The 26,202-nt window shown below is 61.3% G+C and carries 25 protein-coding genes and 1 riboswitch; of the genes, 12 read left to right on the top strand and 13 right to left on the bottom strand.

What is annotated here, in order from left to right:
- Window positions 1-101: 101 nt before the first annotated feature.
- Window positions 102-1,784, top strand: a complete 1,683-nt coding sequence (locus I6L35_RS03530; RefSeq protein WP_216979555.1) for a methyl-accepting chemotaxis protein — start codon at window positions 102-104, stop codon at window positions 1,782-1,784.
- Between the two features lie 265 nt (window positions 1,785-2,049).
- Window positions 2,050-2,135: riboswitch (cyclic di-GMP riboswitch) on the top strand.
- 65 nt (window positions 2,136-2,200) lie between these two features.
- The gene (gbpA, locus tag I6L35_RS03535) at window positions 2,201-3,622 is read left to right on the top strand and encodes an N-acetylglucosamine-binding protein GbpA (protein WP_216979556.1); all 1,422 of its coding nucleotides are present in this window, start codon (window positions 2,201-2,203) and stop codon (window positions 3,620-3,622) included.
- A 58-nt stretch (window positions 3,623-3,680) separates the two neighbouring features.
- Here gbpA and cbl read toward each other — a convergent pair whose 3' ends face one another.
- From cbl to I6L35_RS03565, 6 genes are all read right to left on the bottom strand, one after another.
- Entirely contained in the window at window positions 3,681-4,628 is a 948-nt protein-coding gene (gene cbl, locus I6L35_RS03540) for an HTH-type transcriptional regulator Cbl (protein ID WP_216979557.1), read from the bottom strand.
- Between the two features lie 122 nt (window positions 4,629-4,750).
- A complete protein-coding gene (locus I6L35_RS03545) occupies window positions 4,751-5,818 on the bottom strand; it encodes a sulfate/molybdate ABC transporter ATP-binding protein (RefSeq protein ID WP_216979558.1) in 1,068 nt (355 codons plus the stop codon).
- Between the two features lie 22 nt (window positions 5,819-5,840).
- Window positions 5,841-6,731 carry a sulfate ABC transporter permease subunit CysW gene (gene cysW / locus I6L35_RS03550; protein ID WP_201986186.1) on the bottom strand — a complete coding sequence of 297 codons (891 nt, stop codon included), beginning with the start codon at window positions 6,729-6,731 and terminating at the stop codon, window positions 5,841-5,843.
- Window positions 6,728-7,567 (bottom strand): sulfate ABC transporter permease subunit CysT, encoded by an 840-nt coding sequence (gene cysT / locus I6L35_RS03555; RefSeq protein WP_040067348.1) that lies wholly within the window; start codon window positions 7,565-7,567, stop codon window positions 6,728-6,730. Before cysT ends, cysW begins: the two co-directional genes overlap by 4 nt.
- Before the next feature lie 270 nt (window positions 7,568-7,837).
- Window positions 7,838-8,413 (bottom strand): alpha/beta hydrolase, encoded by a 576-nt coding sequence (locus I6L35_RS03560; RefSeq protein WP_216979559.1) that lies wholly within the window; start codon window positions 8,411-8,413, stop codon window positions 7,838-7,840.
- A 56-nt stretch (window positions 8,414-8,469) separates the two neighbouring features.
- Complete coding sequence (locus I6L35_RS03565) at window positions 8,470-9,471, bottom strand: sulfate ABC transporter substrate-binding protein (RefSeq protein WP_216979560.1); 1,002 nt, start codon at window positions 9,469-9,471, stop codon at window positions 8,470-8,472.
- 217 nt (window positions 9,472-9,688) lie between these two features.
- Here I6L35_RS03565 and I6L35_RS03570 point away from each other — a divergent pair, with 217 nt between their 5' ends.
- From I6L35_RS03570 to I6L35_RS03585, 4 genes are all read left to right on the top strand, one after another.
- Window positions 9,689-10,951, top strand: a complete 1,263-nt coding sequence (locus I6L35_RS03570) for a DUF4010 domain-containing protein (RefSeq protein ID WP_216979561.1) — start codon at window positions 9,689-9,691, stop codon at window positions 10,949-10,951.
- An 86-nt stretch (window positions 10,952-11,037) separates the two neighbouring features.
- Window positions 11,038-11,628 carry a sugar O-acetyltransferase gene (locus I6L35_RS03575; RefSeq protein ID WP_216979562.1) on the top strand — a complete coding sequence of 197 codons (591 nt, stop codon included), beginning with the start codon at window positions 11,038-11,040 and terminating at the stop codon, window positions 11,626-11,628.
- Window positions 11,625-11,963: a DUF1294 domain-containing protein gene (locus I6L35_RS03580; RefSeq protein WP_167570795.1), complete on the top strand. Its 339-nt coding sequence runs from the start codon at window positions 11,625-11,627 to the stop codon at window positions 11,961-11,963. Before I6L35_RS03575 ends, I6L35_RS03580 begins: the two co-directional genes overlap by 4 nt.
- A 114-nt stretch (window positions 11,964-12,077) precedes the next feature.
- The gene (locus I6L35_RS03585) at window positions 12,078-12,290 is read left to right on the top strand and encodes a hypothetical protein (RefSeq protein ID WP_068977307.1); all 213 of its coding nucleotides are present in this window, start codon (window positions 12,078-12,080) and stop codon (window positions 12,288-12,290) included.
- Window positions 12,291-12,357: 67 nt separating this feature from the next.
- Here I6L35_RS03585 and yrfG read toward each other — a convergent pair whose 3' ends face one another.
- Entirely contained in the window at window positions 12,358-13,038 is a 681-nt protein-coding gene (gene yrfG / locus I6L35_RS03590; protein ID WP_216979563.1) for a GMP/IMP nucleotidase, read from the bottom strand.
- Between the two features lie 143 nt (window positions 13,039-13,181).
- Here yrfG and nudE point away from each other — a divergent pair, with 143 nt between their 5' ends.
- From nudE to I6L35_RS03605, 3 genes are all read left to right on the top strand, one after another.
- A complete protein-coding gene (nudE, locus tag I6L35_RS03595; RefSeq protein ID WP_033113990.1) occupies window positions 13,182-13,790 on the top strand; it encodes an ADP compounds hydrolase NudE in 609 nt (202 codons plus the stop codon).
- 37 nt (window positions 13,791-13,827) lie between these two features.
- Window positions 13,828-14,640, top strand: a complete 813-nt coding sequence (gene cysQ / locus I6L35_RS03600) for a 3'(2'),5'-bisphosphate nucleotidase CysQ (RefSeq protein ID WP_216979564.1) — start codon at window positions 13,828-13,830, stop codon at window positions 14,638-14,640.
- Window positions 14,641-15,077: 437 nt separating this feature from the next.
- On the top strand, window positions 15,078-16,349 hold the full coding sequence (locus I6L35_RS03605) for an aromatic amino acid transport family protein (RefSeq protein WP_216979565.1): 1,272 nt from the start codon (window positions 15,078-15,080) through the stop codon (window positions 16,347-16,349).
- Window positions 16,350-16,419: 70 nt separating this feature from the next.
- On the opposite strand, the gene I6L35_RS03610 is transcribed toward I6L35_RS03605, so the two are convergent.
- The 3 genes from I6L35_RS03610 to metJ form a co-directional block, all read right to left on the bottom strand.
- Complete coding sequence (locus I6L35_RS03610; RefSeq protein ID WP_069530010.1) at window positions 16,420-16,758, bottom strand: tRNA-binding protein; 339 nt, start codon at window positions 16,756-16,758, stop codon at window positions 16,420-16,422.
- Between the two features lie 71 nt (window positions 16,759-16,829).
- Window positions 16,830-17,564 (bottom strand): AraC family transcriptional regulator, encoded by a 735-nt coding sequence (locus I6L35_RS03615; RefSeq protein ID WP_216979566.1) that lies wholly within the window; start codon window positions 17,562-17,564, stop codon window positions 16,830-16,832.
- A gap of 41 nt (window positions 17,565-17,605) precedes the next feature.
- Window positions 17,606-17,929 (bottom strand): met regulon transcriptional regulator MetJ, encoded by a 324-nt coding sequence (gene metJ, locus I6L35_RS03620; RefSeq protein ID WP_005340251.1) that lies wholly within the window; start codon window positions 17,927-17,929, stop codon window positions 17,606-17,608.
- A gap of 220 nt (window positions 17,930-18,149) precedes the next feature.
- On the opposite strand from metJ, the gene metB reads away from it, so the two are divergent.
- Together metB and I6L35_RS03630 are read left to right on the top strand one after the other, a co-directional pair.
- Window positions 18,150-19,322: a cystathionine gamma-synthase gene (gene metB / locus I6L35_RS03625; RefSeq protein WP_216979567.1), complete on the top strand. Its 1,173-nt coding sequence runs from the start codon at window positions 18,150-18,152 to the stop codon at window positions 19,320-19,322.
- The gene (locus tag I6L35_RS03630) at window positions 19,322-21,778 is read left to right on the top strand and encodes a bifunctional aspartate kinase/homoserine dehydrogenase II (protein WP_216979568.1); all 2,457 of its coding nucleotides are present in this window, start codon (window positions 19,322-19,324) and stop codon (window positions 21,776-21,778) included. Before metB ends, I6L35_RS03630 begins: the two co-directional genes overlap by 1 nt.
- A 91-nt stretch (window positions 21,779-21,869) precedes the next feature.
- Here the strand turns inward: I6L35_RS03630 and I6L35_RS03635 are convergent, their stop codons facing one another.
- Together I6L35_RS03635 and I6L35_RS03640 are read right to left on the bottom strand one after the other, a co-directional pair.
- Window positions 21,870-23,135 (bottom strand): inorganic phosphate transporter, encoded by a 1,266-nt coding sequence (locus tag I6L35_RS03635; protein ID WP_005343043.1) that lies wholly within the window; start codon window positions 23,133-23,135, stop codon window positions 21,870-21,872.
- A 25-nt stretch (window positions 23,136-23,160) separates the two neighbouring features.
- Entirely contained in the window at window positions 23,161-23,841 is a 681-nt protein-coding gene (locus I6L35_RS03640; protein WP_005340244.1) for a TIGR00153 family protein, read from the bottom strand.
- Window positions 23,842-24,010: 169 nt separating this feature from the next.
- On the opposite strand from I6L35_RS03640, the gene I6L35_RS03645 reads away from it, so the two are divergent.
- Complete coding sequence (locus tag I6L35_RS03645; protein ID WP_216979569.1) at window positions 24,011-24,979, top strand: inorganic triphosphatase; 969 nt, start codon at window positions 24,011-24,013, stop codon at window positions 24,977-24,979.
- Between the two features lie 91 nt (window positions 24,980-25,070).
- On the opposite strand, the gene dapA is transcribed toward I6L35_RS03645, so the two are convergent.
- The gene (gene dapA, locus I6L35_RS03650; protein WP_005357833.1) at window positions 25,071-25,943 is read right to left on the bottom strand and encodes a 4-hydroxy-tetrahydrodipicolinate synthase; all 873 of its coding nucleotides are present in this window, start codon (window positions 25,941-25,943) and stop codon (window positions 25,071-25,073) included.
- Between the last annotated feature and the right edge of the window lie 259 nt (window positions 25,944-26,202).

The following is a 26,202-nucleotide window of genomic DNA, read 5'->3' on the forward strand; positions in this document are numbered from 1 at the left end:
AAACGGTCGGCAAACGGCTGAAAGTAAATGAGTTGTTAACTTTGACGAACTGGCTGCAGCGGTACAGAGCCACCATAAAACGGGATAACGAGGGTTTAATCATGTTCAAGCTCGGTGATATCACCGTGAGCCGCAAATTGATCTTGCTGCTCACGTTGGCGTTTGTCGGTTTTGTCTCGCTGCTGCTCATCTCGGCCAATGCGCTCCAGCGAAATCTGATGAGCGAGCGAGAGGCACGGCTCAATGCCGTGCTGGACCAGGCCATGAGCCAGATCCAGTTTCTGGCCAGCACCCTGCCCATGGAACAGGCCCAGCAGGAGGCGCGTAAACTGCTGACCAACACCCGCTTTGATGGCAACAACTACCTGTTTGTCATCGACGAGAACCGCACTATGGTAGTTCACCCCATCCGCCCCGAACTGATCGGTCAGAAAATGGGCGAAGGGGGCGCTGCCACCGCCGGGCAGTTCTGGTATCAGATGGTGGATATCGCCAAGGGGGGCAAGCATGGGACCCTGCAATATGTCTGGACTGGCCCGTCGGGCGAAACCGCTGACAAACTCTCCATGGTCTCCGGCTATCAACCCTGGGGCTGGATCCTCGGCTCCGGCATGCTGCTGCAGGATATTCAGCAGACCATCTGGGCCCAGTACATGAAGATGGGTACCGCTACCGCCATCGTGATCCTGCTGATGGGGCTGCTGGGCTGGCGCATCACCCGCTCCATCGTCTCCCCCCTCAGCCAGATCAACCACGCCATGCAACGGGTCGCCAAGGGGGATTTGGTGGTGAGCATCCCGGTACAGGGCAAGGATGAGCTGGGTGTTGTTGCCCGTTGCACCAACCAGAGTCTTGACGCCATCCGCCACGCCCTGCTGGAGGCAAGCCAGGGGGCTCGCAATGTGGCGGATGCCGCCTTGCGCATCGCCGCTTCTGCCGAGCAGACCAATCAGGCGGTGACCAGCCAGCGGGATCAACTGGCCCAGCTCGCCACCGCCATGAACGAGATGAGCGCCACCATCTCCGATGTGGCCGGGCACGCCGAAAATACCGCGCGGGATACCCAGGAAGCGACAGGTGAAGCCGGGCTCGGCAACCGCGACGTTCACGCCAGTGTGCATGGCATCAAGGCGTTGGCAACCGAAGTGGAGCAGGCCACTCTGCAGGTCAACCAGCTCAAAGAGGGGGTGATGCAGATCAGTGAAGTGACCGCCGTTATCAGCTCAATCTCGGATCAGACCAATCTGCTGGCGCTCAACGCCGCCATAGAAGCAGCCCGTGCAGGGGAGCAGGGACGTGGCTTTGCCGTGGTCGCCGACGAAGTGCGCCAGCTGGCCAGTCGTACCCGCCAATCCACCGAAGAGATCCAGAGCACCATCGCCCAGCTGCAGCAACGGGCCGTCACTGCAGCCAATGCCATGGATGCCAGCCGAAAACTGGCTGAAAGCAGCGTAAACCAGTCACAACAAGCGGGTCAGGATCTCACCCTGATCGTCAACCATATCCAGCATGTAAGCGACATGGCGACCCAGATTGCCACCGCTGCAGAGCAACAGAGCATGGTGGCCGAGGATATGAACCGCAACGTCAGCGGCATCAACGACTCGGCGCTGGAGATGTCCCAGTCCGCCTCGCAACTGGCGCAGGAGAGCGAGCTGCTGGCCGGCCTCTCCCGCAGCCTGGATGAGCGGCTTGCGGTGTTCAAACTGGGCAAGGAGTCCTCCACTGCGCCAATGATAGCTCCCGTATCTCCCCCCTCAGGAGAACAGCGCGCCCGTCATTGATGGCGTCAATCCGTGTCGCATTGTCACCCGGCCTGCCAGCTCGGCTGGCAGGTTTTTTTACGCCTAAAAACGCGCAGCAAGCATGCATCTTATCGGCATATTCAACGGTATTCGACGCCATTCATAAACAAGAGAACAATTTAAAAACAGCCAGTTAGGATGATTTTCGCGCCATTGAATGACGTATTTAAACATGTGACTTCAAATAATTAATCAATGCGGGGCACAATGCTGATGGCCGAACATTTGGCCCATCACTAACCATCTAGTCATTTGGCAAACTGACCGAAAGGTCGGGACGCAAAGCCTCCGGTCTACAGACGTTTTGTCCAGGATAGCGGGGTTGCCACACGCAAGTGTGCATCGGGGAACTCCCCGGCCAACTGACTGCCCACATCTATCGAACAGAGGAATGTATGGCAGCAAAAATCCAACTCAATCACATCGCGGCGGTGCTGGCCCTGCTGGCCAGCGGCAGCGCCCTGGCTCATGGCTACATCAGCCAGCCCGAGAGCCGCAACTACCTGTGCAAAACCGGCGGCAACAGCCAGTGTGGAGGCGTACAGTGGGAACCCCAGAGCGTGGAGGGGCCATCAGGCTTCCCGCAAACCGGCCCGCAGGATGGTCAAATCGCCTCGGCGGGCAGCCCGCGCTGGAGCGAGCTGAACATCCAGACCAGCGACCGCTGGACCAAGCGTGAAGTACAGCCCGGACCCTTCGCCATCAGCTGGACCTTCACTGCCAACCACGTCACCCGCAACTGGCGCTACTACCTCACCAAGCAGGACTGGAACCCCAACCAGCCGCTCACCCGCGCCTCGTTCGACCTGACCCCCTTCTGCGTCATCGACGGCAACATGGTGCAGCCGCCCAAGCAAGTGACCCACAACTGTGTCCTGCCGGAGCGCACCGGTTATCAAGTGATCCTCGGCGTGTGGGAAGTGGGCGACACCAGCAACAGCTTTTACAACATCATCGATGCCAAGTTCAAAGATGGTAGTCAGCCGCCGCTGGAGTGGAGCCAGGCAGGCACCATCTACCCCTCCATCGACCTCGCAGTGGGTGACAAGGCGATGACCCGGATATTCGATGCCAACGGCGAGCGCCCCGATCTGCAGACCGTGCTGACCATCACCAATGCCGAGCAGGGCCAGAAGAACAACTGGGCCCATGCCCTCGCCAGCAAGATCAACGCCGAGCAGAGCCTGATCCGCGCAGGTCAGCAAGGAGCCGATGGCCAGTTCAATCCGGTCTACGGTATGAACCCCGTCTATCTAAAGCGAAACAGCAAGCTGGAACGAGTCGAGATTGACCTGCAACAGCTGCAACCGCCAGTGGTGGACAGCATCAGCGTCAGCGGTCTGGCCAGCGACTATGTACTGGACAACGGCAAGGCAACCCTCGATTTCACCGTCACCGCACAGGGCGATCTGGCCGTCACCAACACCCTCTATGACCACGGCGGCGTCGCCAAGGGTGAAAGCAGTGCCGACATCAAGGACAGCAGCCACACCTTCACCATGGCGCTGGAAGGGCTCAAGGCTGGTCACCATCAGCTGGTGATCAAGGCCACCCCGAAAGCGGGCGGCGAGACCATCCAGCAGACCATGGATCTGATGTTCAAGGATCAGAGCAGCGGCGAATACGACTTCGTCTTCCCGAACAACATCAAGTCCTACACCGCCAGCACCAAGGTGCAGCAGCCGAAAAATGGCAAGGTCTATCAGTGCAAGCCCTTCCCCTACAGCGGCTACTGCCAGCAGTGGACCACCACAGCCACCCAGTACGAGCCGGGCATCGGCTCCCACTGGCAGATGGCGTGGGATGAAGTGAAGTAACTCGCCACCGGATAGCAGAAGGGGAGCCAATGGCACCCCTTTTGCTATCTCTTCTCATTCAAATCTGGAAGTCGAGGGCGGGCTCGCTGCCCATGGCGCGGGCCTGAATATCCGCCAGCGCCAGCTCGGGGTTGCAGAGCTGGATAAACTGCCAGGCAAAGTTGTGCTGGAACTGCCCCTGCTTGAGGCCAATCCAGGCGGTGTGGGGGGCAAACAGATGGCTGCCGTCGAGCTGTACCAGCCCCTGATCACGCTGGGCGTCGAACGCCATATCAGCCAGTATGCCGACCCCCATCTCCAGCTCGACATAGGTCTTGATGACATCGGAGTCCTGCGCCGTCAGCAGGATCTGCGGCTCGATGCCAGCCGCAGCAAACGCCTCATCCACCCGCACCCGCCCGGTCAACCCGGCTTGATAGGTGACGATGGGCCAGTTGGCCAGCGCCGCCAGCGTCAGATCCCGCTCGCCAGTAAGCGGATGTTGCTCGGGCACCACGATATTGTGGTGCCAGCGGTAGTAGGGGAATGCCACTACCCCTTCGCTTTTGTCGAGCTGCTCGCTGCTGATGCCGATATCCACCTCGCCGCTCTGCACCAGCCGCACTATCTCCTCCGGGCTGCCCTGACGCAGCTCCAGCTGCACCAGCGGAAACTGCTCGCGAAACGCCTTCACCACCCGCGGCAGGGCATAGCGGGCCTGGGTATGGGTGGTCGCCACCAGCAAGCGGCCCGAGTCGCGGTTGGCAAAGGTGCTGGCCAGTTTGCGGATGTTGTTGGCGTCATTGAGAATGCGCTCGGCAATCACCAGCAGCTCCTTGCCAGGCTCGGTCATACCGAGCAGCCGCTTACCGTAGCGGATAAAGAGCTCGATACCGAGCTCCTCTTCCAGCTCGCGGATATGGCGACTCACCCCGGATTGCGAGGTAAAAAGGGCATTGGCTACCTCGGTCAGGTTGTAATCCCGCCGCGCTGCCTCCCGGATAATACGTAACTGCTGGAAATTCACCTTGTCGCCTCCTGCGAAGAGTGGGCGACACAATCTGCTCGCCCCTCTCATTTTTGTTATTTGGCCGGATCATGCCCGGCTGACAGCCAGAACCGGGCGGCCACACCGCCCGCAACACAGCATCAAATCTGATAGTCGGGATAGAACTGCGCCTGTCTGGCCACCAGCTTCACCCCCTGTCCCGGGGCAAACTGCTTGGCCGCCTCCTTGCTCAGCTCCGCCTCATAGTGGGCCCCTTTCGTTTCGCCATCGCCACGCAGCTCCACCCGAATGCGTGGCCCCATGGGCAATAGACGGGTGATGGTGGCACGGATCCCGCCCGGTGCATCGGCTGGCAAGATCTCCAGTTCATGGGGGCGGACATAGGCGATGGCGGTACTGCCGTGAGCCAGATGGGAAGCCGACGGCCCGCCGAGCAGCTGCTCACCGACACCGAATCCCTGCTCCGCCACCCGACCGCGGAACTGGTTCACACTGCCGAGGAAGCTGTGGACGAAGGAGCTGGCAGGCTGGTCGTAGACCTCGGCCGGGGTGCCGATCTGCTCGACCCGTCCGGCATTCATCAGCACCACCCGATCCGCGACCTCCAGCGCCTCTTCCTGATCGTGGGTGACGAACAGGCTGGTGACGTGCAGCTCGTCGTGCAGCTCGCGCAGCCAGCGGCGCAGCTCCTTGCGCACCTGCGCATCAAGAGCGCCGAAGGGCTCGTCCAAGAGCAGCACCTTGGGCTGCACAGCCAAGGCTCGGGCCAGCGCGACCCGCTGACGCTGACCGCCGGAGAGCTGGGTCGGATAGCGCTCGGCCACATGGCTGAGCTGCACCAGATCCAGCAGCTCCTTGACCCGGGCGCGAATGGCCGCCTCGGCCGGGCGTTCACTGCGCGGTTTGACCCGCAGGCCAAACGCCACGTTTTCGAATACCGTCATATGGCGAAACAGGGCATAGTGCTGGAACACGAAGCCGACGTTGCGCTCGCGCACATGGAGATCCGAGGCGTCCTCACCACGAATGATGACGTGGCCACTGTCGGCTTGCTCCAGCCCGGCGATGATCCGCAGCAGGGTGGTCTTGCCACAGCCGGAGGGGCCGAGCAGCGCCACCAGCTCACCGTCGTGAAAGTCGAGGTTGATGTCTGCCAGCGCCGCGTACTGATTGAAATGCTTGTTGAGTTGTTGAACCTGAATGCTCATGGCTGCCTCTTTAAAACGGTGATCAGTGAGATTTGGTGGGCTGGGCACGCAGCCGGGCCAACAGGGTTTCCCCGAGTAGGGTAAAGATCCCGAACAGAGCCAAGAGGCTTGCCACTGCAAAGGCGGCGCCGGTCTGGTACTCGTTGTAGAGGATCTCGATATGCAGCGGCAGGGTATTGGTCTGGCCGCGAATATGGCCGGAGACCACCGACACCGCGCCAAACTCCCCGACCGCGCGGGCGGTACAGAGCAGCAGGCCATACATCAGGCTCCAGCGAATGCCGGGCAGGGTGACGCGCCAGAACATCTGCAGACCGCTCGCCCCCAGCATGATGGCGGCTTCTTCCTCTTCCGGGCCGCGCGCCTCCATCTGGGGCAGCAGCTCGCGCACCACGAAGGGCACGGTAATGAAGGTGGTGGCCAGGATGATCCCCGGGGTGGCGAAGATGATCTTGATGTCGTGCTCGCTCAGCCAGTCACCAAACCAGCCGCGGCTGCCGAACATCAACACCAGCATCAGACCGGCGATCACCGGCGACACCGAGAAGGGCAGATCGATGATGGTGATGAGCAGCTGCCGACCGGGGAAGCGGAAACGGGCGATAGCCCAGGCCGCCGCAATCCCGAACAGCAGATTGAGTGGAACCGCACAGAGGGTCACCAACGCGGTGAGACCGAGGGCGCTCAGGGCATCCGGCTCGCTGATGGCGTGCCAGAAGAAGGCGAGCCCCGGCGTCAGCGCCTGAATAAAGACGGTGGCCAACGGCAGCAGCAACAGGGCGGCAAACCAGCCGAGACCCACCGTGATGAGCAGCCATTTGACCCACTGGGGCTCGCGGATCACGGTCGGAGCCTTGCGCACGGGAGCAACCTCCACAGAGGCCGCCTCAATGGCGATAGCAGATGAACTCATATCCGGCTCCCTCCGATGCGAGACCAGCTCCAGGCCTGCAACTTGTTGATTAGCAGTAACAAAATGAACGAAATCAGCAGCATCACCACTGCGATGGCGGAGGCACCTGCGTAGTCATACTCTTCCAGGTGGCTCATGATCATCAGCGGCGCGATTTCCGAGACCATCGGCAGGTTGCCGGCGATGAAGATGACGGAGCCGTACTCCCCCACCCCACGGGCAAACGCCAGCGCAAAACCGGTGAGCAGGGCAGGCACCAGGGTCGGCCAGAGCACCCGCAGAAAGGTCTGCCAGCGATCGGCGCCGAGGCTGGCGGCCGCCTCCTCTTGCTCGGTTTCAGCCTCCCGCAGCACCGGCTGCAGGGTACGCACCACAAACGGCAATCCGATAAAGGTGAGGGCGATAACGACGCCGATAGGGTTGTAGGCGAGCTGGATGCCGAGCGGCGCCAGCAACTGGCCGATCCAGCCGTTGGGGGCGAAGATGGCGCACAGGGCGATGCCGGAAACGGCGGTCGGCATGGCGAATGGCAGGTCGATCAGCGCATCCACCAGACGACGACCGGGGAAGGTGTAGCGCACCAGGATCCAGGCCAGGATCAGGCCAAACAGGCTGTTGAGCAGCGCCGCGACAAAGGCCGCCCCGAAGCTCAGGCGAAAGGAGGCGAGCACCCGGGGTGAACCGATCACCTGCCAGAACTCGGCGGCGGTCAGGTTGTTGATCGCAAACAGTACCAGGGCCGAGAGCGGCAACAGCACCAACAGGCCCAGATAGAGCAGGCTGAACCCCAAGGTGGGACCAAAACCGGGCAGGACAGAATAAGAACCAAATCGCATAACACATCCATCTGTTATGAAGAATTTTCGATATGGTGATTCTGCGCACTCCCCTCATCGGCAACAAACATCAATTGCGACTTTGCTAATCACTTTTTTGTCTAACCGCAGAGTCACAAGGCTCTTGGCGCACTCCAATAAAAAAAGGTCTTTTATATAAATAAAAGACCTAAGAAATGGAGCAATACGGAGCGGAGCATTCAAAGAACGGGGGCATGGAGTAGCCAGCGAACAGCGCGCCCGACAACCCTCCAACCACTTCACAGATACCTAGCGAAAGCCCAATACGACCGGCCGGGGCGATGCGGCCTTGACCGGTGCCACTACCAGCTCACCACGGCGGTAGAGAGCCCCCAGCAAATGCAGCCCCTGATGCCAATCCCCATGACCGGACTGGGCATTGATATGGCCCGCCTCACCGGCATCGAACAGCGGCACCTGCCACTGACGGCTCCAGTATTCGGCCCGTTCAAAGCTCATCCAGGGATCATTGCGGCTGGCCACCAGCTGGGCAGACACCTGCAGCGGCCCGGCCAAGGCCTCATCCGCAATGCCAAAACGGGCGGGATCGGCGGGCGCCACCAGAAAGATCGAGGCCACCTTCTCCGGCTGCAAGCGGGCCGCCGCGATGGCGGTCAGGGCGCCGAAAGAGTGGGCCACCAGATGGACCCGGCTGCGGCGACGTTTCAGCTTGCTCGCCAGCTTGGCACTCCAGACCCTGAGGTTCGGCTTGTCCCACGGTAGCCCGGTCATCCGCTGCCATTGGGGAAAATGATCGTGCCAGCGGCTCTGCCAGTGATCCGGCCCACTGTTGTGCAGACCGGGAACCAGGAGGATCTTGTTCATCTTGGTGCTCCTATCGGCTGGCACAGGGGCCAGTTCAGTGATGGATAACGAAGCTATCAACGACCCGGCTGGTAGATCTGGTCAAACAGACCGCCCTGGGCGAAGTGTTTCTTCTGGGCTTTCTCCCAATCCCCTTCCAGATCCTTGACGGTAAAGAAGGCAAGCTGCGGGAACTGGGCCGCGGTCTCCTTCAGGATCGCCGGGTTGCTGGGGCGATAGTGATGTTTGGCGACGATATGCTGCCCCTCGTCAGAGTAGAGATAATCGAGATAGGCCTTGGCCACCGCTTCGGTACCGTGCTTCCTGGCCACCTTGTCCACCACCGCGACCGGCGGCTCCGCCAGAATGGAGACCGAAGGCACCACCAGCTCGAACTTGTCGCTGGCCCCCGCCTGACCAAGCACCAGCAGGGCTTCGTTCTCCCACGCCAGCAGCACGTCACCGAGACCGCGCTCGGTAAAGCTGGTGGTGGCACCGCGGGCGCCTGAGTCCAGCACCTTCACGTTCTTGAAGAGATCGCCAACAAACTGCTTGGCCCCCTCTTCACTGCCGCTCTTCTTCAGGGCATAGCCCCAGGCAGCCAGATAGTTCCAGCGTGCCCCGCCGGAGGTCTTGGGGTTGGGAGTCACGATGGCAACATCCTTGCGCACCAGATCATCCCAATCCTTGATCTGCTTGGGATTGCCCTTGCGCACCAGGAAGACAATGGTGGAGGTATAGGGCGAGGCGTTGTTGCCGAGGCGACTCTGCCAGTCGGCAGCGGTCAGCCCCGCCTTGGCGATGGCGCTGACATCGTAGGCGAGCGCCAGCGATACCACGTCGGCTTCCAGCCCATCCACCACGGCGCGAGCCTGCTTGCCGGAGCCACCGTGAGACTGGCTCACCACTACGTCGTCGCCGGTTTTGGCCTTCCACTCCTTGGCAAAGGCGGCGTTGTACTCCTGAAACAGCTCGCGGGTCGGATCGTAAGAGACGTTGAGCAGGCGGATCTCGGCGGCATTGGCCTGACCAAATGCCAGCAGAGAGAGCAGGGTCAGGGCGGTCATTCGCAGTTTCATGGTGATTCTCCATATCTTGTTGGGTTGAGAACAGCATGCCGTGGAGTTGTTATGCCCAGAAGAAAGAAATAACTCTTTGCTTATCTCTTTTGCTCATATCAACTCAGCCACCCGCACCGGGAGCCGGACGCAGACTCTGTGAGCCATGCCCCTCTGGCCCCTTGCTCGCTGTGCCATCATGGGAACAAGGCAGGCAGATGACGAAAAGGAAGTCGTTATGTGGATCAATGCAGAACCGGTCAACGGAGCCCTGGTCTCGTTGGCCATCGGCCTTATCATCGGGCTGGAGCGGGGCTGGCAGGTGCGCCAACTGGGGGATAACCAGCGCATCGCCGGGATGCGTACCTACGGCCTTATCGGCCTGCTCGGCGGGGTGTGCGGTTTGCTGCTGCCCACCCTGGGCCCCTGGCTGCCGCTGCTCGGCCTGCTGGCGGTGGTGATCGGTTGCGGCCTCTCGGTCTGGCTGGCCCAGCGCTGGCAAGGGGAGTTCGGCCTCACCAGCTCGGTGGCCATGCTGCTCACCTATCTGCTGGGGCTGATGTCGGTGCTGCTGAGCCCGAGCGAGGCGGTGGCCTGCGCCGTGCTGGCGGCCCTGCTGATGGGGCTCAAGGGCAAGATCCAGCAGGGGATGCTGTTTCTCAGCGAAACCGAATTCCACGCCACCCTGCGCTTTCTGCTCATCTCGCTGGTACTGCTGCCGGTACTGCCCAACGAGGAGATGGGGCCCCTCGATGCCTTCAACCCCTTCAAGATCTGGCTGATGGTGGTGGTGATCGCCGGCATCTCGTTTTGTGGCCACTTCGCGGTGCGGCTGCTCGGTACTCGCGCCGGACTGGTGCTCACCAGCATACTGGCGGGATTGGCCTCCTCCACCGCCCTCACCCTACAGTTTGCCCGCCTCAACAAGGAACAAGGAGGGCTGGAGCGACTGCTGGCTACCGGCATCCTGCTGGCAGGGGCCACCATGTGGCTGCGGCTGCTGGTGCTGGTGCTGCTGATTCACAGCGAACTGGCGATGCGCCTCGCCGCCCCGCTCGTATTGCTGGCGGCCACCGTCTACGGCTTTGCCTTCTGGTTCTGGCGCCAGCGCGAGGAGCTGACAGACGGCCCGGTACAGCCGGAAACCAGCAACCCGCTCGATCTGGCCACCGCCATCAAGTTCGGCCTGCTGCTGGCGCTGATCGGCTTTATGGCAACTCTGCTGCAAGACAAGGTAGGCAACTCGGGGGTCTATCTGCTGGCGCTGGTGTCGGGGATCACCGACGTGGATGCCATCACCTTGTCGCTCTCCCAGCTCTCCCACAAGGAGCTGGCACTGGAGGTCGCCGCTCGCGGCATTCTGCTGGCCGGGCTGGTCAACTCGCTGGTGAAGGGGTTGCTGGCCCTCGGCATCGGCGGTCGCAGTCTGGGGCTGCGGGTGCTGCTCCCCTACTTCGTCTCGGCCCTGCTGATCCTGCCCCTCGTCTGGCCCGCAGGTTGACGGGGATCACCTGCAACAAGTGACAGACTGACGGCGCCCCAGACAGTCACGTATACTGCCCCCTCTTGCAGCATGAGGAGGTAGCAATGGCGAGCGACTGGGACAAGATACTGGCAGGCGGGGCGCTGGATGGCCAGAGCGAGGAGATAGCGAACGACCGGATCCGCGGTCAGGCGCTGCTGGCCCAGCTTAATGGTTCACCTGCAGGCGATGCCCCTCTGCGCCAGCAGATTTGCCGCGAGCTGTTCGGCCACTGCCCCGACTCCTGCTGGATCAGCACGCCCTTCACCTGCGAGTTTGGCCGCAACATCCATATCGGCGAGAAGACCTTCTTCAACTTCAACGTCACCATTCTCGATCTGGGTGAAGTGCATATCGGCAGCCATGTGCTGCTGGCCCCCAACGTGCAGATCTACACCGCCACCCACACCATGAACTATCTGGAGCGACGCAACTGGACCGCCTACAACAAGCCGGTGCAGATCGGCGATGACTGCTGGATCGGCGGCGGCGCCATCATCTGCCCCGGCGTCACCATAGGGCCGCGCTCCATCATTGGCGCAGGCGCCGTGGTCACCCGCGACATCCCGGCCGACTCGGTGGCGGTGGGAAATCCGGCCAAGGTGATCCGCACCCTCAAGCAGGACGAGGAGCGCTGCTGGGAGCTGGCCCAGTGATGGCGCTGGCGCTGCTGCCACTGGGCGCCGCCCTCTGGCTCGGCCTCGGCGAGCAGCAGTGGTGGCCGCTGGCCGTGTTGCTCTTCATGAGCCTGCTGACGGTAGCCGCCTACGCCTGGGACAAGCGGCAAGCGGTGCGGGGCGAGTGGCGCATTCCCGAATCTCGCCTGCACCTGCTGGAGCTGTGCGGCGGCTGGCCGGGGGCACTGGTGGCCCGCCAGTGGCTGCGCCACAAGACCCAGAAGCGCAGCTACCGGCTGGTCTTCTGGTTTATCGTGCTGCTGCACCTCACCCTGTGGGGACTCTGGCTTGGCCGCCCCCTCTGGCAGCAATAGCTGTCTGCGTCACAAAGGGACAATGGGCCCCATTGCGGCCAATTGGCGGCTGTGAGAAAACAGAACGGATCTCATCAGCGTTTTCGCCGTTTATAGACGACAAGGAGTCGTGACATGACCATGTGGACAGGCATAGTCCTGATCGTATTTATCAGCCTATTGTTCGGATATCTCGGCAAGCGGGCCCGCTATCAGATGGGGGATGCCCGCATCACCGACCGCCTCGGCAAGCAGGATCTGGTCATCCGAGAGCTACAGGAGCGGGTCGCCAATCTGGAGGCGATCGTCATCGAAGAGGAGAAACGGCGCCCGTTTCGGGAGCTGTGATTTTTCACCGCCAGGTTTCAGATACAGAGAGGGCTGCATGATGCAGCCCTCTCTTGTTTGAACTGATTCAAATTACCAGCGGCAGCAACTCGGCATAGTCGCGGATCGCCGGAAAAGCGGTGATGTTCTGCTCCGGCTTGCAGCCGTCCGGATTCAGGATCGCCAGCTGATAGCCGATGCCATAGTCGGCGGCAGCCCGCAGGATCCGCTCGCTATCATCCACAAACAGGGTGCGGGCCGGATCGAACGCCAGCCGCTGTGCCAGCGCCAGCCAGCAGTGCTGACTCTCCTTCGACCAGCCCAGCTCGTGGGTACTCACCATCAGATCCAGATGGTCGCTTAGTCCCAACTGCGCATCCTTCACCGACAGACTGGCGGGGTGGGCATTGGTGAAAAGCACCAGCTGCTTGCCCGCGGCGCGCAGCGCGGCCAGAAAGGGGATGGCGTGGGGACGCCACCGGATCTTCGCCAGCAGCTCCTGCTTGAGGGCACGAATATCGAGCCCCAGGGTCTCGCTCCAGTAATCCACGCAGTACCAGTTGAGGGTGCCGTTGACCGCCTGATAGTGGACGTCGATCTGCGCTTTGGCTTCATCCAGTGGCAGCCCGAGCCGCTCGGCGTAACGCTCCGGCACCAGCTGCTGCCAGAGGTGGTTGTCAAAATGCAGATCGATCAGGGTGCCATCCATATCGAGCAAGACGGTATCTATCTGGTGCCATGGCAAGGTGTTTGAGCGGGAGTGTGGCATCGGGCCTCTTGATCGCGGATCTCGGAAAACGGGGCGGCAGTATAACGGATTTTTCCTCCCCCTTTCCCCTCCCTGCCCCGTGGTGTTCGGTGTGGGAGTCGTTTACTCTTGAAGCACGATTTTTTAACGAGCCGTCCCCCCTGATGAGTGAGCACCACAAAAGCCCCCCCGAACAGATTTCGATCGACCAGCTGGAGCAGGAGAAGAGCAAACCGGAGATCCTCAAGGCCGAGATCGTGGCCGAGAGTCGGCTGTTCAGAGTGGAATCCCTCCACCTCAAATTCTCCAACGGCGAGGAGCGGGTCTACGAGCGGATGCGCGGCGGCAATCGTGGCGCCGTCATGGTGGTGCCGCTGTTCGATGAGCAGACCCTGCTGCTGGTGCGCGAATATGCCGCTGGCACCCACTCCTACGAGCTGGGCTTTCCCAAGGGGCTGATCGACCCGGGCGAAGATGCCTTCGAGGCAGGCAACCGGGAACTGATGGAAGAGGCGGGCTTTGGCGCCAACAACCTGACCCTGCTCAAACAGGTGTCGCTGGCGCCCGGTTACTTCTCCAGCCGGATGGACATTTTACTGGCACGGGATCTCTTCCCCGAGCAGCGGATCGGCGACGAGCCCGAACCGCTGGAGGTAATCCCCTGGCCACTCAACAGGATCGACGAATTGCTGGCGCGACCCGACTTCACCGAGTCGCGCAGCATCAGTGCCCTGCTCTTGGCCCAGAAGTGGCTGGCGGAGCAGGCAGAGTAGCCCGCAGACGGGCAGTTAACAGACAGAGGATAACGAGATGCAGGAGTTGTTGGCCTGGGTGCCGGGGGTCAAGGAGATTGCCCGCGAAGCCGGAAGGATCCTTCACGACATCTATCACGGCGGTCAGTTCGAGCGTCAGCTGAAGGAGGATGCGACCCCGGTCACCAGTGCCGATCTTGCTGCCGATGCCTACCTCAAACAGGCGCTCTCGGCGCTCACCCCCCATGTGCCGGTGCTGACCGAAGAGGCGGCCGACATCCCCTTCAGCCAGCGATCCAACTGGCGGCAATACTGGCTGGTGGATCCCCTCGACGGCACTGGCGAATTTATCGCAGGCAGCGGCGACTTCGCCACCCTGATCGCTCTGGTGCGGGACAATGTGCCGGTGCTCGGGGTCATCTACGCCCCCGAGTCTGACGTGCTCTACTGGGCGGTGCGCGGCTACGGCGCCTTCAAGGAGGTGAAGGGCGAGGTACTACCCATCAGCGCCATGCATCACGAACATGACCAGCCCGACTCGCTGGTGGTGGCCATTAGCCGCCGCCAGAAGCTGGAGAAGCTCACCCGCCGCCTCAACCCGGCCATCAACTACGAGCTGATCCCGCTCGGCTCCAGCTCCCTCAAATCCTGTCTGGTGGCGGAAGGGGCGGCCGATTGCTACGTGCGGCTCGGCCCCACCGGCGAGTGGGACACCGCCGCCGCCCAGTGCATCGTCGAGGCGGCTGGTGGCCGCATCCTCAGCCTGGCGTTGCAGCCGCTCAGTTACAACGAAACCGAGTCGCTGGAGAACCCTGACTTTATCGTGATGGGGGATCCGGATCTCGCCTGGGGCAACATTCTGGCCCACTAGACGGATAGCGATATCATCACACCAGACAAGCAGGCGGCCCGATGGCCGCCTGCTTTTTCAGGGAAGTTACCCCGGGTAATGGCCGGAGTGATCCTCTGGTCAAGGCGCTCTTGAACAGCGTGATACGCTGGCAAAGCGGCAAAATGACAGTGAAACATCACAGTCGGTCGGCGAGAAATGGTGCAATTTTTCACGTAATTCTGAAAACACCTGATTAGTCAAAATAAAAAAACGAGTGCAGATCAAATTTTGGTTTTATATTTCACAAAAACCACAAATATCAGTTTTGTTTCATTCTGTGACCCAGATTCCATTCCCAATCTCGCTGGCTAAACCCCGCAATAGCAGTGATATGTTTCAGTCTCGTTTTTTGAGAATTAAATCCCGACAAACCATAATGAACTCAGATTAAAACACTAACAAAAAGTGAATTAGTAATGAGTTTATCTGTAGAGGCTACCAAGGAGCTATCCGGTTCCTGCTCCACCACTGCCAGCACCCCCCGCTGGCGCCGTCACGACACCCACTGGGTTATCAGCCTGTTTGGCACCGCCGTTGGCGCCGGTATCCTGTTCCTGCCCATCAATCTGGGTCTGGGCGGCATCTGGCCCCTCGTTATCGTCGCGGTACTGGCAGGCCCCATGACCTTCCTCGCCCACCGCGGGCTGGCGCGCTTCGTGCTCTCCTCGTCACACCCCCACGCCGACTTCACCGAAGTGGCGGAGGAGCATTTCGGCAAAATGGCCGGTCGCCTCATCTCGGCGCTCTACTTCCTCTCCATCTTCCCGATCCTGCTCATCTACGGGGTCGGGCTGACCAACACGGTGGAGAGCTTTATGGTCAACCAGCTCGGCATGGCAACCCCGGATCGGGTGATGCTCTCCGGCGTACTGGTATTCGCCATGATCGCCGTGATGCTGGCGGGTGAGAAAGCGATGCTGCGCGCCTTCGCCTTTATGGTCTATCCGCTGGCGGCCATTCTGGCGGCCCTCTCCTGCTATCTGATCCCTCAGTGGCAATGGCCGGAAGTGACCGCGTTTGAAGGGGTCAGCTTCCTCAACACTGTCTGGCTGGCGCTGCCGGTCACCGTGTTCGCCTTCAGCCACGCCGCTGCCATCTCCGGTTTTGCCAACGTGCAGCGCCGTGAATATGGCGAGCAGGCGGAAGCCAAGAGCGGCCTGATCCTGCGCAACACCACAGTAATGCTGGTGGGCTTCGTGCTCTTCTTCGTCTTCTCCTGCGTGCTGAGCCTCTCGCCAGCCCAGCTGGCTGAAGCCAAGGCCCAGAACGTCTCTGTGCTCTCCTATCTCGCCAACATCACCGACAACCCGGTGATCGTGACTCTGGGGCCGCTCATCGCCTTTATCGCCATCAGCTCCTCCTTCCTCGGTCACTTCCTCGGTGCCCGCGAAAGCCTCAAAAGCCTGATCGCCAAGCCCACCGGCCTGCCGTTGGCCAAGGCGGACAAGTTGGGTATCGCCCTGATGTTCTTCGCCATCTGGGGCGCAGCCGTCATCAACCCGGGCATTCTGGGACTGATGGAGACCCTCTCCGGCCCGGTCATCGCCATGATCCTGTTCATCATGCCGGTGATTGCGATCTACAAGGTGGATGCGCTGGCCCGCTTCCGTCACGGCTGGACCAACGGTTTTATCCTGCTGACCGGGTCGCTGGCGGTATCGGCGCTGATCTTCAGCCTGTTGAAGTAACGACTCGCAGCAGATAACAAAAAGAGAGGCGACCTTGGGTCGCCTCTCTTCTCTCTGTTCGGGTGTGAACTCAGCCCAGCCTGGCGCCGTTCTCCACCGCCCGCTCGGGAATGGCCATCACCACGGCGCCATCCGGCCGGTAGAAACCGGTCAGCAGAAATTCAGACTGAAACGGGCCAATCTGTTTGGTCGGGAAGTTGACTACGGCGATGATCTGGCGGCCCACCAGCTGCTCTGGCTGGTAGAGGGCGGTGATCTGGGCACTGCTCTTGCGAATCCCCAGTTCAGGGCCAAAATCCGCCCACACCTTGTAGGCCGGTTTACGTGCCTCGGGGAACGGCTCGACCCGCACCAGGGTGCCCACCCTCAGCTCCACCATCTCGAAATCCTGCCAGCTAATCGTCTCCATTTCGGCTCCTGTTTATCGTGCACTTGCATGACCCGCAGCATGGCCCAAAGAGAGCATCCCGTCTTCGGCGATCAGCCGTTTCGTTGCGGCAGGCGGCCGTTTTGCTGGCGCCAGAGGGACGGAGTAAGCCCGGTCTCGGCCAGGAAGCGCTCGCTGAAGGCCCCCTGATTCTGGTAGCCGCAGCGGCTGGCAATCTCGCCAACGGGCAGTTGCGTACCGGCAAGCAGGGTTCGCGCCAGTGCCATGCGCCGACTGCGAATGTAGTGGGAGACGCTCATACCCAGCTGCTGGCGAAAAGCGAGCTTGAACTGGCTCTGGCCAAGACAGGCGATGGCGGCGAGTTGCTGATTGGTCAGCGGGGCGGCGAGGTTGGCATCGATATGGCGTTGCACCTTGAGGATGCGGGCGGCAAGACGCGGCGTGACAGCGCTCTGCATCCCCTGCCCTTCCGCCAGAAGGGAGAGCCACACCTGCTCCATGCCCGCCACCTGCCGCCCCTCGGCCACCATGCGGTGCAGAAAAGCGAGGTAGTGGCGCTGGGGCTCATCCAGCTCGATAAAGGGGCGGGCAGCCAGATCGCCGGGCAGCCAGTCGCTCTCCTGCACCAGAAACGAAAGCGCCGGATCGGCGGCATAATCGTGCCGCTCGCCGGGAGCGATGATGCAGGCAGAACCGGGGACAAGCCTGTGCCCTCGGCCCTGCACCTCGATCTCGAGGGGGCCGTCGAGGGGGATCACCAGCTGAGCAAAATCGTGGCTATGGCTGCAGACATGGTGGTGATAGTGGCGCAGGCTGAAGCGGGACATGGCAGATAGCAATGACGCGGCCAGGGCCGCGTCATTGGGGGTTATTCCTTGTCGAAATCTTCGATCTCTTTGCCCAGCGCTTCCATGATGGCGCGCGCTTCGGCCGGGACACTGTCCGGTTGATCCTTGCGCAAATCTTCGTCGCAAGGGAGCGGCTGGCCGGTGAAAGCGTGCAGGAAGGCTTCACAGAGCAGCTCGCTGTTGGTCGCATGACGCAGGTTGTTCACCTGACGGCGGGTGCGCTCATCGGTCAACACTTTCAACACCTTGAGCGGGATCGAGACGGTAATCTTCTTGACCTGTTCGCTCTTCTTACCGTGTTCCGCGTAGGGGCTGACGTAGTCGCCGTTCCACTCTGTTCCCATGACTCACCTGTTCTCATTTAGCCGTGAGCGCGGATTTTAACCCTTAAGGAAATTAATGGCAATCCAACAGCAAAGCCATTTAGACGTCTGGAAGTGTTGACGGCCTTTTTAAGCTGGCGTAGTGTGGTTCATCATGATGCCAGCATTGGCACGATTGCGTGTGGCAAAAGCAGCGTGGCAGGAAGAGCGGCCACCGTCCAGAGAGATCAAGGAGAGAAACATGACCCACAAGGCCACCCTGGCGGTTCGCACCGGGATTGAGACAGACACACAGCACGGTGCCGTGGTGCCCCCCATCTACCTCTCCAGCAACTACACCTTTGCCGACTTTGGCGAGCCCCGCCAATACGATTATGCCCGCTCCGGCAATCCGACCCGTACCAATCTGGCGGACGCGCTGGCGGCGCTGGAAGGGGGCGCTGGCGCCGTGGTCACCGGCACCGGCATGGGGGCCGTCCATCTGGTCACCACCGCCCTGCTCAAGGCGGGAGATCTGCTGATCGCCCCTCACGACTGCTACGGCGGCACCTGGCGCCTGTTCGAGTATCTTGCGGCCAAGGGCCACTACCGGGTGCAGTTTGTCGATCAGGGAGACGAGGCCGCACTGGCCGCCGCGCTGGCCCTGAAGCCTGCGCTGGTATGGGTCGAGACCCCCTCCAACCCGCTGCTGCGGGTGGTGGATATCAACGCCATCGCCAGCGCCGCCCACGAGGTGGGTGCGCAGGTGGTGGTGGACAACACCTTCCTCTCCCCCCTGCTGCAACAGCCGCTGGCCCTCGGTGCCGACGTGGTGGTGCACTCCACCACCAAGTACATCAACGGTCACTCAGACGTGGTGGGCGGAGTGGCGATTGCCAAGGAGGCCGCACTGGCCGAGTCGCTGGTGTGGTGGGCCAACTGTCTGGGGCTCACCTCCGGGGCGTTCGACTCCTACCTCACCCTGCGCGGCCTGCGCACTCTGGCCCCCAGATTGCGCACCCATCAGGAGAACACCGATCGCATCCTCGCCTTCCTGCAACAGCAGCCACTGGTGAAACGCATCTATCACCCCAGCCTGCCGAGCCATCCGGGCCACGATATTGCGCGCCGTCAACAGTCCGGCTTCGGCGCCATGCTAAGTTTTGAACTCGATTGCAGCGAGGCAGGCATTCGCGCCTTCCTCGCGGCCCTCACCCTCTTCTCGGTGGCCGAGTCCCTCGGCGGGGTGGAGAGTCTGGTGGCCCATCCGGCCAGCATGACCCACAGGGCCATGACCCCGGCGGCGCAGCAAGCAGCAGGCATCAGCGCCCAACTGCTGCGGTTGTCGGTCGGTATTGAACACGGTGAAGACCTGGTGGCCGATCTGGCTCAGGCTTTTGAACAGGCGCAGCAGGCAGAACAGGTAGCGAAGTAATGGAACAGCAGCAACAAGGAGAGATCGCGGTGGCCACAGAAGCAGGATTGAAGCGGCGTCACGTCCACAAATTTGGTGGCAGCAGTCTGGCGGATCCGGTCTGTTATCGCCGGGTCGCCAGTATCGTTGAACAACAGGTGGGCGGGGATGAACTGATCGTGGTCTCCGCCGCCGGCAAGACCACCAACCGGCTGATCCAGCTGGTGGAGCTGGCCGAAGCGGGGGACGAAGCCGCCGGTGAAGCCATCTCTGCCCTGCAGGCCTATCAGCAGAGTCTGATCGACGGCCTGCTGGAGGGTGAACTGCAGCTCGATCTGAGCAAGCAGCTGGCCGACGACATGCAACTGATAGCCAAAACGCTGGAGGGACAGTTTGATCGCTTCGCCCGCAACGGCCTGCTCGCCTTTGGCGAAGTGTGGTCGGCGCGCCTGCTGGCAGCCCTGCTCACCAGCCGCGGCGACAAGGCCATCTGGCTCGATGCCCGCAGTTTCCTGCGCGCCGAGGATGGCGCTCTGGTCAAGGTGGATACCGCGCTTTCCAGCGAGCTGCTCAAGGCGCGACTGGCGGAGCATGCCGGTCGCATCGTGGTAACCGGCTTTATCGCCGCCGACATGGAGGGGCGCTCCCTGCTGCTCGGTCGCAATGGATCCGACTACAGCGCCAGCCTGTTGGCCCTGCTGGCGGACGGCGAATCCACCACCATCTGGAGCGATGTGGCCGGGGTCTATAGCGCCGACCCGCGTCGGGTGAAAGAAGCGCGTCTGCTGGAGCGCCTGAGCCTCGCCGAAGCCAACGAGCTGGCCCGCCTTGGCTCCTCGGTGCTGCACTCGCGCACCCTGCAACCGGTGGCCGACAGCCGCCAACGCCTCACCCTGCGCTGCAGCTACAACCCGGACGAGGGCTGTACCCATATCCTGCGCCGCGCCCCCCGCTCCGGCGGCGCCCGCATCGTCTCCTCGGTGGATCAGATCGCCCTCATCGAGCTGAAGGTGCTGCCACAGACCAACTATGAGCAGACTGTGGCCACCATCGAGGCCCATCTGGCTCGTCACCGTCTCAACCCGCTCACCCTGCAGCGCCAGCCGGATCGCCGGATCCTGCGCCTCGCCTACACCCTTGAGGTAGCACAGGGCGCCTTCGAGCTGCTGCGCGACTTCCAGCTGCAAGGGAGCTTCACCGGCCTCATCCAGAAAGAGGGGTACAGTCTGGTGGCGCTGGTCGGCGCCGGTGTCACCGACAACGCGGAGCAGTGTCACCGCTTCTATCAGCTGCTGGCAGATCAACCGCTGGAGTTCGTCCAGGTGGCCCGAGATGGCCTGAGTCTGGTGGCCGTGCTGCGTCAGGTAGTGCTGGAGCCGCTGCTCATCGCCCTGCACAGCGCCCTCTTCAGCCGCCCGACCCGGGTCGGACTGGTGGTGTTCGGCAAGGGCAATATCGGCGGCCACTGGCTCAGCCTCTACGCCCGTGAAAAGGCACGGCTGGAACATGAGCTCAATCTGGCGCTCACCCTCTACGGCGTGTTCAGCTCGGAAGGGGGCCTGCTCGATGAAGAGGGGCTCAACCCCCTCAAGGTACAGGACAACTTCAACCCCAAGCCGCTGATCTGGCCGGAGTTGCTCTCCCAGCTTGAGCAGCACGGCTTCGATGCGCTGATTGCGCTGGACATGACCGCCAGCGAAACGGTGAGCCGCTACTATCCGGATTTTGCCCAGCTCGGCATTCATATCATCGCCGCCAACAAGTTTGCCGGCGCCGCCGACAGCGAGTTCTACCAGCGCATCAAGCAGACCTGCCGTGACCATCAGGTGCAGTGGCGCTACAACGCCACCGTGGGCGCCGGGCTGCCAATCCAGTCCAGCATCCAGATGCTGCGTCAGAGCGGCGACCGCATTCAGGGGGTCTCCGGCATCTTCTCCGGCACCCTCTCCTGGCTGTTCCAGCAGTATGACGGCACTCGCCCCTTCTCCGAGCTGGTGGACGAAGCATGGCAACACGGCCTGACCGAGCCGGATCCCCGCGAGGATCTCTCCGGTCAGGATGTACGGCGCAAGCTGCTTATTCTGGCGCGGGAAGCAGGCTTTGAGCTCGACTCCGCCGATATCGAGCTGGAGAATCTGGTGCCCGTCCCGCTGCGCAAGGTGACCGCCGATCAGTTCATGGACAGACTGAAAGAGCTGGATGGCCCGATCCAGACCGCCTTCGAAGGGGCCAAGCGCCTCGGCAAGGTGCTGCGCTACGTGGCCCGCTTCGAGCATGACGGCAAGGCGCGGGTCGGACTGGAGGCGCTGGAGCCCCACCACCCGTTTGCCAACCTGTTGCCGTGCGACAACATTTTCGCCATCGAGAGCGACAGCTACCGCACCAACCCGTTGGTGATCCAGGGGCCGGGGGCGGGTCGGGAAGTGACCGCCGCCGCTATCCAGTACGATCTGTGGCAAATCTGCGCCAGCCTCTAAAGCAGATTGCAAAGGGAGCTGCACCTCTCTCCCGCGCACAATAAAAAAGCCCGAGTCGATGACTCGGGCTTTTTGCTGAATGCCGCTTCGATTAGGAGAAGCAGGCCTGCAGCACGTAGAAGATGGCGATAGCCAGAATGGCACCGGCAGGCAAAGTGATGATCCAGGAGACCACGATGTTGCGCAGTACCCCCAGATTCAACGCCGCAATACCGCGCGCCAGGCCAACACCCATCACAGCACCGACCAGGGTCTGGGTGGTAGAGATGGGCAGACCGGTACCGGAGGCAATCACCACGGTCGCGGCAGTGGCCAGCTGGGCAGCAAAACCACGGCTCGGGGTCAGGTGAGTGATGCCGGTACCGACCGTCGCCATCACCTTCTCGCCCATGGTCGCCAGACCGATCACGATACCGATACCGCCGAGGGGCAGGATCCACCAGGCAATGGCAGCCTGACTGGAAATCTCGCCACCGGAAGCCACGATAGAGGCCACCGCAGAGAGCGGGCCAATGGCGTTGGCCACGTCGTTGGAGCCGTGGGCAAAGGCCATGGCACAGGCGGTGATCACCATCAGGATGCCAAACACCTTCTCCACGTTGGCGAAGTGCATCTTGCTGTCATCCTGCGGGTTGTACTTCTGGCCGCGAATGTAGATCCAGCCGGCAAACGCCACTGCGATGGAGATGGCGATGGAAAGCAGAATGCCCTCACCATCGCTCAGGTGCAGACCGACGTGGGTCAGCCCCTTCTTGATGGTCACCAGACAGATAACCAGCGCAGTCAGGAACATGTAGAACGGCACATAGCGCTTGGCGTTGTTCAGGGGATCATCGGTGTTGAAGATAAGCTTCTGCACGCTGATGAACATGAAGTAGGCGATGACACCTGAGATGGCCGGGGTGATGACCCAGGAGCCAACGATGCCGCCAAACTTGCTCCACTGCACCGCTTCCGGGCCAATGCTCACCACAGCGAAACCGACGATGGCGCCGATGATGGAGTGAGTGGTGGAGACAGGCCAGCCGAAGTAGGAGGCGAGGATCAACCAGGCGCCCGCCGCCAGCAGGGAGGCGATCATGCCGAGCACCAGCAGGTCCGGGCTATCGACAAACGCATTGCTGTCGATGATGCCGTTACGGATGGTGGCCGTCACTTCGCCACCGGCCAGATAGGCACCGGCAAATTCGAAGATCATGGCAATGATGATCGCCTGACGAATGGTCAGGGATTTGGTGCCGACCGATGTGCCCATGGCGTTGGCCACGTCATTCGCGCCAATACCCCAAGCCATCAAAAAGCCGAACAAGGCCGCCACGAGCACCAGAGTGGTGCCGTAATTCGCGATAATGTCCATTAGTAGTGTTTACCCAGTCAGTCGATTACGAACGAGCCAGCATCAGTTCCAGACGGGCGCCTACGCGCTCGGCCTGATCTGCCAGGTCACCTACCCATTCGAGGATCTTGTAAAGGAACATCACATCGATCGGATTGTAATTGTGCTCAACCGCTTGCAGCTGTTGGCGCAGTCCGATCTGCATGGTGTCTGTATCGTCCTCGATCAGATCCAGCTGATGGATCATCTCGGCAACCATTTCCACTTCCCGTCCTTTGAAGCCGGTCTCGAGCAGCTCGTCGAGCTCCCCGATCGCTTTCTCGGCCTGAGCGGTCGCATCAATACAACGTTTGAGGTAAGCCATGAAATCCGTCCGCATTTCGGCGGGGAACTCCATGCGACGGCCAAGCATGCGGCCGGAGATATCCTTGGCACGGTTGGCAATCTTGTCTTGCTGGGTCAACAGCTCCAGCAGGTCGGTACGTGCAACCGGCAGGAACAGGCCGCGAGGCAGTTTCAGACGGATTTCGCGCTTGAGGGTATCTGCCTCTTTTTCCAGTTGGGCGATCTGCTGCCGGATCTTCTCGGCATCTTCCCAACGGTCTTCGGCAACGGCGTCAAAGAAGGGAACCAACTGCTGGGAGCACTGGTGAACCTTGACGATATGCTTCTGCAGCGGCTTGATGGGGGACTTGGCAAAAAGCCCCAAAATAGTATTTACTGGCATGGCCAAACCTGTGTCGGTGAAAAAACACTCGATACGATTTTATGAGGCGCGCATGGTAACCGAACTGCGCCCTCAATTAAACCGCGAATTAATCTAGTCGTCTCGCGGGCATTATATCCCCGCGACCCGAATCCTGCCCCCCAAAGTTGCCTGCCAGCCCGGAATGACTATGCAAACTGAGATCGAGATAAAGTTTTTTGTCGCCCGCGACATTCAAGCCAAGTTATCCAACCTGCTGAATTCTCTTGAGATTAAAGAATCGTCACAACAGCAGCTCGGCAACGTCTATTTCGATACGCCGACCCTGGCTCTGCGCCAGCTGGAGATGGGGCTGCGCATTCGCCGCTGCAACGCCTTCGCCGAACAGACCATCAAATGCCGTGGCCAGGTGGTGGGCGGCCTGCACGCCAGACCCGAGTACAACACCCCCGTGAGCGGCGATCTGCCGACCCTCTCGGCCTTTCCCGATGAAATTTGGCCGACCCTGACCGAGCGTGACCACATTCAGCAGCAGCTGGTCGCCCAGTTTCGCACCGACTTCCTGCGCCGCCACTGGCTGATCGTCTTCGAGGGGGCCAAGATTGAGCTGGCCTGGGATCAGGGCGAGATAGTCGGCAGCCAAGGCAGCACCACCATCAACGAACTGGAACTGGAGCTCAAATCAGGCGCTACCGCGGCGCTGTTTGCGCTGGCCCAACGCCTCGCTAGGATCGGCGGGCTGCGCCTTGGCGCCCAATCCAAGGCCCAGCGCGGCTATCGACTGGCTGGTCTTGGCAAACCGCTGTCCCTGCAGGCGCTGGTCGAGCATGAAGGTATGGATGGCATAACGGGGGTAAGCGAGGGGCTGCGTCACTGGCAGCACCACGAGCAGCTCTGGCTGGAGCATCCTCAGGATAAAGGCATTCAACAGCAGGCACTCGCGGCCCTGTGCCAGGGGATCGATCTGGTCGCCCGCACTGCGGCCGCGCTGCCACAACCCGCACCTTGGCTGCCAGCTCTGACCAGCCTGCACGCCCATCTGCAAGCCCAATCGGACGAGCAAAACGAGTGGCCTGCCGAACTGGCCGATCTCTTCCTCTATCCGGCGTATGTCGAGTTGCAGCTGGCCATCGCCACATGGCTGCATCACGCAGCCTGAGCGTGGCCATACCGGTACTAAAGGTCGGAAATAAAGACCGGAAACAAAAGCCAAAAACAAAACGGGTGAGCCTTGGCTCACCCGTTTTGCATTACAGCAGGTTGAGCTGCTGCATGGCGCTGCGAATGCGCTCGCGGGTCGCTTCCGACAGTGGCATCACCGGCAGACGGCACTCCTCGCTGCAGAAACCGAGCAGAGAGGCGGCATACTTGGCACCGGCCGGGCTCGGCTCGGCAAACATCGCCTGATGGAGCGGAATCAGCTGGTCTTGCAGTTCACGCGCTTCTTGCCACTTGCCAGCCAGCGTGAGGTTCTGCACCTCGGCCACCAGCTTGGGGGCCACGTTGGCGGTCACCGAGATACAGCCCTGACCACCGCCGATGTTGTAGGCGACGGCAGTGGCATCTTCACCGGAGAGCCAGGCGAAGGGCTTTTTGATCAGCTGACGCTCGGTCCAGGGGCGGGCCAGATCGCCGGTGGCATCTTTCACCCCGGCAATGCGCGGCAGTTCGGCCAGACGGGCCAGAGTGGCGGGCTGCACATCGACAATGGCGCGCGGCGGGATGTTGTAGACAATGATCGGCTTGGCGGTGGCGTCGTGTACCGCCTTGAAGTGGTGGTAGAGCCCCTCCTGATTGGGACGGTTATAGTAACCAGCCACATGCAGGGTGGCATCGGCCCCCACCCGCTCTGCATGGAGGGTGTACTCGATGGCTTCGACCGGATTGTTGGAACCGGCCCCGGCAATCACCGGAATGCGACCAGCGACCTGCTTGACCACCAGCTCCACCACCCGGCAGTGCTCGTCGTGGGTCAGGGTCGGACTTTCCCCCGTGGTGCCCACCGGCACAATGCCGTGAGTGCCCTGTTCGATATGCCACTCCACCAGACGCAGCAGCGCCTCTTCATCCAGCTTTCCCTGTCGAAACGGGGTGATCAACGCAACGATTGAACCTTGAAACATGGGATCTCCTTCTCCTAAATGACGCGCATATGGCAATAAAAAACCCCGGTACGATGTGCGCAACCGGGGTTTGAAGCTTCTCAGGGATGAGAGGTTACGCGCGAACGTCGGCAGGCCCGAATTTCAGGCTTTTTTTGTGCTTTCGTTTCAACCCGTTGAACCGCATTTCGTCATCTCTGGTCAAAAAATGGTGTCTGGGCATATTTCGGGAACACGGCATAAATGTCAAGGCGAAAGGGGCTATGTATAATGGCCGCCC

It is taken from the genome of Aeromonas sp. FDAARGOS 1405 (genome assembly GCF_019048265.1).
Classification (GTDB): Bacteria; Pseudomonadota; Gammaproteobacteria; order Enterobacterales; family Aeromonadaceae; genus Aeromonas; species Aeromonas veronii_A.

What these genes read in the sequence shown, in the direction of transcription:
- I6L35_RS03530 (WP_216979555.1), top strand. Translation starts at nt 102, where the DNA reads ATGTTCAAGCTCGGTGATATCACCGTGAGCCGCAAATTGATCTTGCTG.
- gbpA (WP_216979556.1), top strand. Translation starts at nt 2,201, where the DNA reads ATGGCAGCAAAAATCCAACTCAATCACATCGCGGCGGTGCTGGCCCTG.
- I6L35_RS03545 (WP_216979558.1), bottom strand. Translation starts at nt 5,818, where the DNA reads ATGAGCATTCAGGTTCAACAACTCAACAAGCATTTCAATCAGTACGCG.
- cysW (WP_201986186.1), bottom strand. Translation starts at nt 6,731, where the DNA reads ATGAGTTCATCTGCTATCGCCATTGAGGCGGCCTCTGTGGAGGTTGCT.
- cysT (WP_040067348.1), bottom strand. Translation starts at nt 7,567, where the DNA reads ATGCGATTTGGTTCTTATTCTGTCCTGCCCGGTTTTGGTCCCACCTTG.
- I6L35_RS03560 (WP_216979559.1), bottom strand. Translation starts at nt 8,413, where the DNA reads ATGAACAAGATCCTCCTGGTTCCCGGTCTGCACAACAGTGGGCCGGAT.
- I6L35_RS03565 (WP_216979560.1), bottom strand. Translation starts at nt 9,471, where the DNA reads ATGAAACTGCGAATGACCGCCCTGACCCTGCTCTCTCTGCTGGCATTT.
- I6L35_RS03570 (WP_216979561.1), top strand. Translation starts at nt 9,689, where the DNA reads ATGTGGATCAATGCAGAACCGGTCAACGGAGCCCTGGTCTCGTTGGCC.
- I6L35_RS03575 (WP_216979562.1), top strand. Translation starts at nt 11,038, where the DNA reads ATGGCGAGCGACTGGGACAAGATACTGGCAGGCGGGGCGCTGGATGGC.
- I6L35_RS03585 (WP_068977307.1), top strand. Translation starts at nt 12,078, where the DNA reads ATGACCATGTGGACAGGCATAGTCCTGATCGTATTTATCAGCCTATTG.
- yrfG (WP_216979563.1), bottom strand. Translation starts at nt 13,038, where the DNA reads ATGCCACACTCCCGCTCAAACACCTTGCCATGGCACCAGATAGATACC.
- nudE (WP_033113990.1), top strand. Translation starts at nt 13,182, where the DNA reads ATGAGTGAGCACCACAAAAGCCCCCCCGAACAGATTTCGATCGACCAG.
- cysQ (WP_216979564.1), top strand. Translation starts at nt 13,828, where the DNA reads ATGCAGGAGTTGTTGGCCTGGGTGCCGGGGGTCAAGGAGATTGCCCGC.
- I6L35_RS03605 (WP_216979565.1), top strand. Translation starts at nt 15,078, where the DNA reads ATGAGTTTATCTGTAGAGGCTACCAAGGAGCTATCCGGTTCCTGCTCC.
- I6L35_RS03610 (WP_069530010.1), bottom strand. Translation starts at nt 16,758, where the DNA reads ATGGAGACGATTAGCTGGCAGGATTTCGAGATGGTGGAGCTGAGGGTG.
- I6L35_RS03615 (WP_216979566.1), bottom strand. Translation starts at nt 17,564, where the DNA reads ATGTCCCGCTTCAGCCTGCGCCACTATCACCACCATGTCTGCAGCCAT.
- metJ (WP_005340251.1), bottom strand. Translation starts at nt 17,929, where the DNA reads ATGGGAACAGAGTGGAACGGCGACTACGTCAGCCCCTACGCGGAACAC.
- metB (WP_216979567.1), top strand. Translation starts at nt 18,150, where the DNA reads ATGACCCACAAGGCCACCCTGGCGGTTCGCACCGGGATTGAGACAGAC.
- I6L35_RS03630 (WP_216979568.1), top strand. Translation starts at nt 19,322, where the DNA reads ATGGAACAGCAGCAACAAGGAGAGATCGCGGTGGCCACAGAAGCAGGA.
- I6L35_RS03635 (WP_005343043.1), bottom strand. Translation starts at nt 23,135, where the DNA reads ATGGACATTATCGCGAATTACGGCACCACTCTGGTGCTCGTGGCGGCC.
- I6L35_RS03640 (WP_005340244.1), bottom strand. Translation starts at nt 23,841, where the DNA reads ATGCCAGTAAATACTATTTTGGGGCTTTTTGCCAAGTCCCCCATCAAG.
- I6L35_RS03645 (WP_216979569.1), top strand. Translation starts at nt 24,011, where the DNA reads ATGCAAACTGAGATCGAGATAAAGTTTTTTGTCGCCCGCGACATTCAA.
- dapA (WP_005357833.1), bottom strand. Translation starts at nt 25,943, where the DNA reads ATGTTTCAAGGTTCAATCGTTGCGTTGATCACCCCGTTTCGACAGGGA.